Source organism: Blastococcus sp. CT_GayMR20, assembly GCF_004570345.1.
On the sequence record NZ_SPQM01000171.1, the window covers coordinates 1 to 8,608 of the forward strand.

An 8,608-nucleotide genomic window follows, 5' to 3' on the forward strand; every position below is an offset into this window, starting at 1 on the left:
GGCGCGGAGCACGTCGGTGCGCAGTGTTGACAGCACACGGCGATCCGCCTCGGCCGGGAAGGCAGCGGCTTCCAGCGCGCGCATGACGACTTCGTGACGCTCGTTGACGAGCAGGAGGATTGATCCCCGGCGAGCACGGTGCCGGTCCGCCAGACCGTGAAGCCGCCCGGGTCGTCGAGGGCGACCGGCGCGGTGCTCTTCGGCCTCCTCGTCGGCGGCACGGGCATGGTCGGCGCGGGGCTCGGAGCCGTGGCCGCGCAGCTCCTGCCGGAGCGGCGGGCCGCCTCCGGTCTCGGGGTGGCGGTGCTGCTGGCCGGCCTCCTGGTGCGCATGGTCGCCGACGGCGTCCCGGCGCTGGGGTGGGCGCACTGGCTGTCGCCGTTCGGCCTGCTCGCGCGGGCCGAGCCCTACGCCGCCGACCGGTGGTTGCCCCTCCTCGTCCTCGCGGTCGGGATCGCCGCTGTCGTCGTGGCATCCGTGGTCCTCCCCGGACGGCGCGACGCCGGCGCGGGCCTGCTCGGCCGCCGTGACCTCCACCGGGCGGGCACCGGACTGCTCGGGTCGCTGCCGGCCTTCGCCCTGCGGCGGCTGCGTCGTCCACTGCTCGGTTGGGGGACCGGCCTGGCGCTGTACTTCCTGCTGATCGGCACGCTGGCGACGACGATGACCGACTTCCTGCGCGACAACCCCGCCTTCGCCGAGCTGGCGTCGTCCGCCGGCTTCTCCCGACTGGCCAGCGTCGAGGGGTACGTCGCCGCGCTGTTCTCGCTGCTGGCGATCCCGGTCGGTGCCTTCGCCGCGAGCCGGCTCGCCACGGTCGGCGCCGACGAGACGAGCGGCCGGCTCACCCTGCTGCTGTCCCTCCCGGTGGCCCGGGCGCGATGGGCGGCGACCGAGGGTGCCGCGGCGGCAGGTGGCTGCGTGCTGCTCGCCGCGGTCGCCGGGGCGGCGACCTGGGTGGGGGCGCGCGTGGTGGGCGCGCCGCTCGGGCTCGGCGAGGCCGTAGGCGGTGCGGTGTCGGTGGCGCCGGTCGCGCTGCTGTGCCTGGGGGCGGCCGTCGCGGCGCTCGGCTGGATACCGCAGGCGGTGCTGGCCGTGGGGGTCCTGCCCGCGGCCGGTGGCTACCTGCTGCTCGTCCTCGCCGACTCGTTCCGCTGGCCGGCCTGGGTCGGCGGGCTCTCCCCGTTCGGCCACCTGGCCGCCGTGCCGGCCGAGTCCCTCGACGTGGGCGGTGCCGTCGGCATGGTCGTCGTCGCCCTGCTGCTCGCCGCCCTCGGGCTGGTCGGCTATGCGAGGCGGGACCTCCGGGCCTGAGGGAAGAGGCGGCCGTGCCACGCTGTTGTCCGCGTGAACGGCGGCTCCGAGCGGGCCGCAGCCGGATGACCTGAGGAGCAACCCGTGTCCCTGCCACCCCTGGTGGAGCCCGCCGCCGACCTGTCCATCGAGGAGGTCCGCCGCTACAGCCGCCACCTGATCATCCCCGACGTGGGTATGGACGGGCAGAAGCGGCTGAAGAACGCCAAGGTGCTCGCCGTCGGCGCCGGCGGCCTCGGCTCGCCGGTCCTGATGTACCTGGCCGCGGCGGGTGTCGGCACGCTCGGCATCGTCGAGTTCGACACCGTCGACGAGTCGAACCTGCAGCGCCAGATCATCCACGGGCAGTCCGACGTCGGCCGGTCCAAGGCCGAGAGTGCCCGGGACTCGATCAAGGAGATCAACCCGCTGATCGACGTCCGGCTGCACGAGACGCGGCTCGACAGCGAGAACGTGCTGGAGATCTTCGGCGACTACGACCTGATCGTCGACGGCACCGACAACTTCGCCACGCGCTACCTGGTCAACGACGCGTGCGTGCTGCTGGGCAAGCCCTACGTCTGGGGCTCGATCTACCGCTTCGACGGCCAGGTGTCGGTCTTCTGGAACGAGCACGGGCCGAACTACCGCGACCTCTACCCGGTCCCGCCGCCGCCCGGCATGGTGCCGAGCTGCGCCGAGGGCGGCGTGCTCGGCGTCCTCTGCGCCACGGTGGGCGCCATCCAGGCGACCGAGGCGGTCAAGCTGATCACCGGCATCGGCGAGACGCTGCTGGGCCGGCTCATGGTCTACGACGCCCTGGAGATGACCTTCCGCACGATCAAGGTGCGCAAGGACCCCGAGGGTGAGCCGATCACCGGGCTCATCGACTACGAGGCCTTCTGCGGCGTCGTCTCGGTCGAGGCCCAGGAGGCGGCCGCCGGCTCGACGATCACCGTCGACGAGCTCAAGGACATGATGGACGCCGGCAAGGACTTCGAGCTGATCGACGTCCGCGAGCCCAACGAGTACGAGATCGTGTCCATCCCCGGGGCCAAGCTGATCCCCAAGGACGAGATCCTGTCCGGCCGGGCGCTGTCGCAGCTGCCGAACGACAAGCCGATCGTGCTGCACTGCAAGACGGGCGTGCGTTCCGCCGAGGCGCTGGCCGCGGTCAAGAACGCCGGCTTCAAGGACGCCGTGCACGTCCAGGGCGGCGTGACGGCGTGGGCGACCCGCATCGACAAGGCCCTTCCGACGTACTGAACAACAGGGACGTCCCGACGGGCCCGGTCCGGCTCCCCTTCCCGGGGAGCGGGCCGGGCCCTCGGCATGTTGGATCGACCGCATGGCCGACTTCTCACCCGTGGAGCTGCTGGAGCTCTTCCAGCGCGCGCAGGCCCAGTTCACCGACCGGGTCGACGCCGTCGAGCCGGGCCAGTGGGACGACGAGTCGCTTCCCGGCTGGACCGTCGCCGACCTCGTCGCGCACCTGGTGAACGAGCAGCTGTGGGTACCCCCGCTGCTGGCGGGCGAGCCGTACGACCTGATCGAGGGCCGGTTCCCCGACGGCACCGAGGACCTGCTCGGCGACGACCCGTTCACCGGCTGGGAGACGGCCGCCGACGGCGCGCTGTCGGCGTTCGCCGAGGACGACGCCCTGGTGCGGACCGTGCACCTCTCCCGTGGTCCGACGCCGGCCACCGAGTACATCTTCGAGATGACCGCCGACCTGACGGTGCACTCCTGGGACCTCGCCCGGGCCACCGACGGGGACACCGAGCTCGACGGGGAGCTGGTCACCGCAGCGCTCGTCTACGCCGAGTCGCTGCCCGCGGACGGCATCCCCGGGATCGTCGACCCGCCGCTCGACGTGCCGCCGTCGGCGCTCCCCCAGGTGCGGCTCCTGGCCCGGTTCGGCCGCCGTGCCACGTCGTCCGGCCTGCGTTGACGGGTGCCCGACGATGGGCCCGTGACCGACCCGGTCGACGTCGACGAGGCGGTGTTCGACGTCGTCGAGCGCATTCCGCCCGGCCGGGTCAGCACCTACGGGGCGATCGGCCACCTGATCGGCATCGGTCCGCGGCGGGTGGCGCGTGCGCTGTCCTCCGGCGGAGGCGCCGTCCCCTGGTTCCGGGTGGTGCGCGCCGACGGCTCGGCCGCCGAACCGGTCCGGGTGCGGCAGCTGGAGCTGCTGGCCGCCGAAGGGGTCCCGGTGCGGAACGGCCGGGTGGACCTGGCATCGGTCGGCTGGCCCTGACCGTGTTGCCGCTGCGTGTCGGTCCGACCCATGCGGACCAATTCCCGGTATGGCCTTCAGCTCGACCCGGAAGCTGCCGACCTCCTGGTCATGAACAGCACCGCGTGCTGGGCCGTCGCCCAGGCCTCGCTCTGCGCAGTGACGGCGTCCCTGGACGACGAGATGGCCGACGACCTGCTGATGGTCGCCGGCTGGCTGACCACCGCAGCGGACCTGATCGTGGAGGCCTGGCTGCGCGAGGCCGCGCTCGCCCTGACCTGACCTAGTCCGCCGTTCTCCGGGCCGGCGCCGCCGGCATCGGCCGGATCGGCCACCGCCGGACCCGTCTCCCCGCACGGCGCACGGATCCGTCGGCTGCCTCCTCGGCGAGCTGCCGGGCGGCGACGACCGACGCCGGCTCCGGCGCGCTCACTTGAACCCCAGTTCGACGACGCATTCCCGGACGGCGGTCTCGTAGGCGACCTCCACCGCGACATCACCCCGGGCGGCTCCGTAGCTGAAGCTGCCGTCGGGATGCGGCGTCACGTCGAAGCCGCGGGCGTGCAGACACTCCGCCATGAGCAGGCCGTACTGGTCGTCAGGGGGTCCGTCCGCCGGATCGGCCGGCGGTGAGGAGGTGTCGATCTGCTGGGGCGGCATCAGGTAGACGAGCGCCCCGTCGCGGACCACCTGCACCTCCACGGAGAGGGGCCACGCCGGCGACTCGACCGTGCCGACGGCGATGCCGTCGACGGTCTCCAGGGGCCGGTACCCGCCCGACGGCGTCCCGTCGGCGTCGAGCACCGACACCTGCACCTGGTCGCCGGGCTTGGCCCCTCTCCGTGGAGGTGCAGGTGGTCCGCGACGGGGCGCTCGTCTACCTGATGCCGCCCCAGCAGATCGACACCTCCTCACCGCCGGCCGATCCGGCGGACGGACCCCCTGACGACCAGTACGGCCTGCTCATGGCGGAGTGTCTGCACGCCCGCGGCTTCGACGTGACGCCGCATCCCGACGGCAGCTTCAGCTACGGAGCCGCCCGGGGTGATGTCGCGGTGGAGGTCGCCTACGAGACCGCCGTCCGGGAATGCGTCGTCGAACTGGGGTTCAAGTGAGCGCGCCGGAGCCGGCGTCGGTCGTCGCCGCCCGGCAGCTCGCCGAGGAGGCAGCCGACGGATCCGTGCGCCGTGCGGGGAGACGGGTCCGGCGGTGGCCGATCCGGCCGATGCCGGCGGCGCCGGCCCGGAGAACGGCGGACTAGGTCAGGTCAGGGCGAGCGCGGCCTCGCGCAGCCAGGCCTCCACGATCAGGTCCGCTGCGGTGGTCAGCCAGCCGGCGACCATCAGCAGGTCGTCGGCCATCTCGTCGTCCAGGGACGCCGTCACTGCGCAGAGCGAGGCCTGGGCGACGGCCCAGCACGCGGTGCTGTTCATGACCAGGAGGTCGGCAGCTTCCGGGTCGAGCTGAAGGCCATACCGGGAATTGGTCCGCATGGGTCGGACCGACACGCAGCGGCAACACGGTCAGGGCCAGCCGACCGATGCCAGGTCCACCCGGCCGTTCCGCACCGGGACCCCTTCGGCGGCCAGCAGCTCCAGCTGCCGCACCCGGACCGGTTCGGCGGCCGAGCCGTCGGCGCGCACCACCCGGAACCAGGGGACGGCGCCTCCGCCGGAGGACAGCGCACGCGCCACCCGCCGCGGACCGATGCCGATCAGGTGGCCGATCGCCCCGTAGGTGCTGACCCGGCCGGGCGGAATGCGCTCGACGACGTCGAACACCGCCTCGTCGACGTCGACCGGGTCGGTCACGGGCCCATCGTCGGGCACCCGTCAACGCAGGCCGGACGACGTGGCACGGCGGCCGAACCGGGCCAGGAGCCGCACCTGGGGGAGCGCCGACGGCGGCACGTCGAGCGGCGGGTCGACGATCCCGGGGATGCCGTCCGCGGGCAGCGACTCGGCGTAGACGAGCGCTGCGGTGACCAGCTCCCCGTCGAGCTCGGTGTCCCCGTCGGTGGCCCGGGCGAGGTCCCAGGAGTGCACCGTCAGGTCGGCGGTCATCTCGAAGATGTACTCGGTGGCCGGCGTCGGACCACGGGAGAGGTGCACGGTCCGCACCAGGGCGTCGTCCTCGGCGAACGCCGACAGCGCGCCGTCGGCGGCCGTCTCCCAGCCGGTGAACGGGTCGTCGCCGAGCAGGTCCTCGGTGCCGTCGGGGAACCGGCCCTCGATCAGGTCGTACGGCTCGCCCGCCAGCAGCGGGGGTACCCACAGCTGCTCGTTCACCAGGTGCGCGACGAGGTCGGCGACGGTCCAGCCGGGAAGCGACTCGTCGTCCCACTGGCCCGGCTCGACGGCGTCGACCCGGTCGGTGAACTGGGCCTGCGCGCGCTGGAAGAGCTCCAGCAGCTCCACGGGTGAGAAGTCGGCCATGCGGTCGATCCAACATGCCGAGGGCCCGGCCCGCTCCCCGGGAAGGGGAGCCGGACCGGGCCCGTCGGGACGTCCCTGTTGTTCAGTACGTCGGAAGGGCCTTGTCGATGCGGGTCGCCCACGCCGTCACGCCGCCCTGGACGTGCACGGCGTCCTTGAAGCCGGCGTTCTTGACCGCGGCCAGCGCCTCGGCGGAACGCACGCCCGTCTTGCAGTGCAGCACGATCGGCTTGTCGTTCGGCAGCTGCGACAGCGCCCGGCCGGACAGGATCTCGTCCTTGGGGATCAGCTTGGCCCCGGGGATGGACACGATCTCGTACTCGTTGGGCTCGCGGACGTCGATCAGCTCGAAGTCCTTGCCGGCGTCCATCATGTCCTTGAGCTCGTCGACGGTGATCGTCGAGCCGGCGGCCGCCTCCTGGGCCTCGACCGAGACGACGCCGCAGAAGGCCTCGTAGTCGATGAGCCCGGTGATCGGCTCACCCTCGGGGTCCTTGCGCACCTTGATCGTGCGGAAGGTCATCTCCAGGGCGTCGTAGACCATGAGCCGGCCCAGCAGCGTCTCGCCGATGCCGGTGATCAGCTTGACCGCCTCGGTCGCCTGGATGGCGCCCACCGTGGCGCAGAGGACGCCGAGCACGCCGCCCTCGGCGCAGCTCGGCACCATGCCGGGCGGCGGCGGGACCGGGTAGAGGTCGCGGTAGTTCGGCCCGTGCTCGTTCCAGAAGACCGACACCTGGCCGTCGAAGCGGTAGATCGAGCCCCAGACGTAGGGCTTGCCCAGCAGCACGCACGCGTCGTTGACCAGGTAGCGCGTGGCGAAGTTGTCGGTGCCGTCGACGATCAGGTCGTAGTCGCCGAAGATCTCCAGCACGTTCTCGCTGTCGAGCCGCGTCTCGTGCAGCCGGACGTCGATCAGCGGGTTGATCTCCTTGATCGAGTCCCGGGCACTCTCGGCCTTGGACCGGCCGACGTCGGACTGCCCGTGGATGATCTGGCGCTGCAGGTTCGACTCGTCGACGGTGTCGAACTCGACGATGCCGAGCGTGCCGACACCCGCCGCGGCCAGGTACATCAGGACCGGCGAGCCGAGGCCGCCGGCGCCGACGGCGAGCACCTTGGCGTTCTTCAGCCGCTTCTGCCCGTCCATACCCACGTCGGGGATGATCAGGTGGCGGCTGTAGCGGCGGACCTCCTCGATGGACAGGTCGGCGGCGGGCTCCACCAGGGGTGGCAGGGACACGGGTTGCTCCTCAGGTCATCCGGCTGCGGCCCGCTCGGAGCCGCCGTTCACGCGGACAACAGCGTGGCACGGCCGCCTCTTCCCTCAGGCCCGGAGGTCCCGCCTCGCATAGCCGACCAGCCCGAGGGCGGCGAGCAGCAGGGCGACGACGACCATGCCGACGGCACCGCCCACGTCGAGGGACTCGGCCGGCACGGCGGCCAGGTGGCCGAACGGGGAGAGCCCGCCGACCCAGGCCGGCCAGCGGAACGAGTCGGCGAGGACGAGCAGCAGGTAGCCACCGGCCGCGGGCAGGACCCCCACGGCCAGCACCGCCTGCGGTATCCAGCCGAGCGCCGCGACGGCCGCCCCCAGGCACAGCAGCGCGACCGGCGCCACCGACACCGCACCGCCTACGGCCTCGCCGAGCCCGAGCGGCGCGCCCACCACGCGCGCCCCCACCCAGGTCGCCGCCCCGGCGACCGCGGCGAGCAGCACGCAGCCACCTGCCGCCGCGGCACCCTCGGTCGCCGCCCATCGCGCCCGGGCCACCGGGAGGGACAGCAGCAGGGTGAGCCGGCCGCTCGTCTCGTCGGCGCCGACCGTGGCGAGCCGGCTCGCGGCGAAGGCACCGACCGGGATCGCCAGCAGCGAGAACAGCGCGGCGACGTACCCCTCGACGCTGGCCAGTCGGGAGAAGCCGGCGGACGACGCCAGCTCGGCGAAGGCGGGGTTGTCGCGCAGGAAGTCGGTCATCGTCGTCGCCAGCGTGCCGATCAGCAGGAAGTACAGCGCCAGGCCGGTCCCCCAACCGAGCAGTGGACGACGCAGCCGCCGCAGGGCGAAGGCCGGCAGCGACCCGAGCAGTCCGGTGCCCGCCCGGTGGAGGTCACGGCGGCCGAGCAGGCCCGCGCCGGCGTCGCGCCGTCCGGGGAGGACCACGGATGCCACGACGACAGCGGCGATCCCGACCGCGAGGACGAGGAGGGGCAACCACCGGTCGGCGGCGTAGGGCTCGGCCCGCGCGAGCAGGCCGAACGGCGACAGCCAGTGCGCCCACCCCAGCGCCGGGACGCCGTCGGCGACCATGCGCACCAGGAGGCCGGCCAGCAGCACCGCCACCCCGAGACCGGAGGCGGCCCGCCGCTCCGGCAGGAGCTGCGCGGCCACGGCTCCGAGCCCCGCGCCGACCATGCCCGTGCCGCCGACGAGGAGGCCGAAGAGCACCGCGCCGGTCGCCCTCGACGACCCGGGCGGCTTCACGGTCTGGCGGACCGGCACCGTGCTCGCCGGGGATCAATCCTCCTGCTCGTCAACGAGCGTCACGAAGTCGTCATGCGCGCGCTGGAAGCCGCTGCCTTCCCGGCCGAGGCGGATCGCCGTGTGCTGTCAACACTGCGCACCGACGTGCTCCGCGCC

The 8,608-nt window shown here is 73.1% G+C and carries 12 protein-coding genes; 6 read left to right on the forward strand and 6 right to left on the reverse strand.

What is annotated here, in order from left to right; translation table 11 throughout:
* Window positions 1-138: 138 nt before the first annotated feature.
* The 5 genes from E4P40_RS24065 to E4P40_RS24085 all read left to right on the forward strand — a co-directional run bounded on the left by E4P40_RS24065 (window position 139) and on the right by E4P40_RS24085 (window position 3,814).
* Complete coding sequence (locus E4P40_RS24065) at window positions 139-1,314, forward strand: polyketide antibiotic transporter (protein ID WP_135160899.1); 1,176 nt, start codon at window positions 139-141, stop codon at window positions 1,312-1,314.
* A gap of 84 nt (window positions 1,315-1,398) precedes the next feature.
* Window positions 1,399-2,559, forward strand: a complete 1,161-nt coding sequence (gene moeZ / locus E4P40_RS24070) for an adenylyltransferase/sulfurtransferase MoeZ (RefSeq protein WP_135160900.1) — start codon at window positions 1,399-1,401, stop codon at window positions 2,557-2,559.
* 82 nt (window positions 2,560-2,641) lie between these two features.
* Window positions 2,642-3,244: a TIGR03086 family metal-binding protein gene (locus E4P40_RS24075; protein ID WP_135160901.1), complete on the forward strand. Its 603-nt coding sequence runs from the start codon at window positions 2,642-2,644 to the stop codon at window positions 3,242-3,244.
* A gap of 21 nt (window positions 3,245-3,265) precedes the next feature.
* Window positions 3,266-3,553 (forward strand): MGMT family protein, encoded by a 288-nt coding sequence (locus E4P40_RS24080; protein ID WP_135160902.1) that lies wholly within the window; start codon window positions 3,266-3,268, stop codon window positions 3,551-3,553.
* A 30-nt stretch (window positions 3,554-3,583) separates the two neighbouring features.
* The gene (locus E4P40_RS24085) at window positions 3,584-3,814 is read left to right on the forward strand and encodes a hypothetical protein (RefSeq protein ID WP_135160903.1); all 231 of its coding nucleotides are present in this window, start codon (window positions 3,584-3,586) and stop codon (window positions 3,812-3,814) included.
* Window positions 3,815-3,961: 147 nt separating this feature from the next.
* Here E4P40_RS24085 and E4P40_RS24090 read toward each other — a convergent pair whose 3' ends face one another.
* Window positions 3,962-4,342, reverse strand: a complete 381-nt coding sequence (locus E4P40_RS24090) for a hypothetical protein (RefSeq protein WP_135160904.1) — start codon at window positions 4,340-4,342, stop codon at window positions 3,962-3,964.
* Between the two features lie 32 nt (window positions 4,343-4,374).
* On the opposite strand from E4P40_RS24090, the gene E4P40_RS24095 reads away from it, so the two are divergent.
* The gene (locus E4P40_RS24095) at window positions 4,375-4,647 is read left to right on the forward strand and encodes a hypothetical protein (RefSeq protein WP_135160905.1); all 273 of its coding nucleotides are present in this window, start codon (window positions 4,375-4,377) and stop codon (window positions 4,645-4,647) included.
* Window positions 4,648-4,794: 147 nt separating this feature from the next.
* Here the strand turns inward: E4P40_RS24095 and E4P40_RS24100 are convergent, their stop codons facing one another.
* The 5 genes from E4P40_RS24100 to E4P40_RS24120 all read right to left on the reverse strand — a co-directional run bounded on the left by E4P40_RS24100 (window position 4,795) and on the right by E4P40_RS24120 (window position 8,470).
* A complete protein-coding gene (locus E4P40_RS24100; RefSeq protein ID WP_135160903.1) occupies window positions 4,795-5,025 on the reverse strand; it encodes a hypothetical protein in 231 nt (76 codons plus the stop codon).
* Between the two features lie 30 nt (window positions 5,026-5,055).
* Entirely contained in the window at window positions 5,056-5,343 is a 288-nt protein-coding gene (locus tag E4P40_RS24105) for an MGMT family protein (protein WP_135160902.1), read from the reverse strand.
* A 21-nt stretch (window positions 5,344-5,364) separates the two neighbouring features.
* Complete coding sequence (locus E4P40_RS24110) at window positions 5,365-5,967, reverse strand: TIGR03086 family metal-binding protein (RefSeq protein ID WP_135160901.1); 603 nt, start codon at window positions 5,965-5,967, stop codon at window positions 5,365-5,367.
* Window positions 5,968-6,049: 82 nt separating this feature from the next.
* Entirely contained in the window at window positions 6,050-7,210 is a 1,161-nt protein-coding gene (gene moeZ, locus E4P40_RS24115) for an adenylyltransferase/sulfurtransferase MoeZ (RefSeq protein WP_135160900.1), read from the reverse strand.
* An 84-nt stretch (window positions 7,211-7,294) separates the two neighbouring features.
* The gene (locus tag E4P40_RS24120; protein ID WP_135160899.1) at window positions 7,295-8,470 is read right to left on the reverse strand and encodes a polyketide antibiotic transporter; all 1,176 of its coding nucleotides are present in this window, start codon (window positions 8,468-8,470) and stop codon (window positions 7,295-7,297) included.
* Window positions 8,471-8,608: the final 138 nt, after the last annotated feature.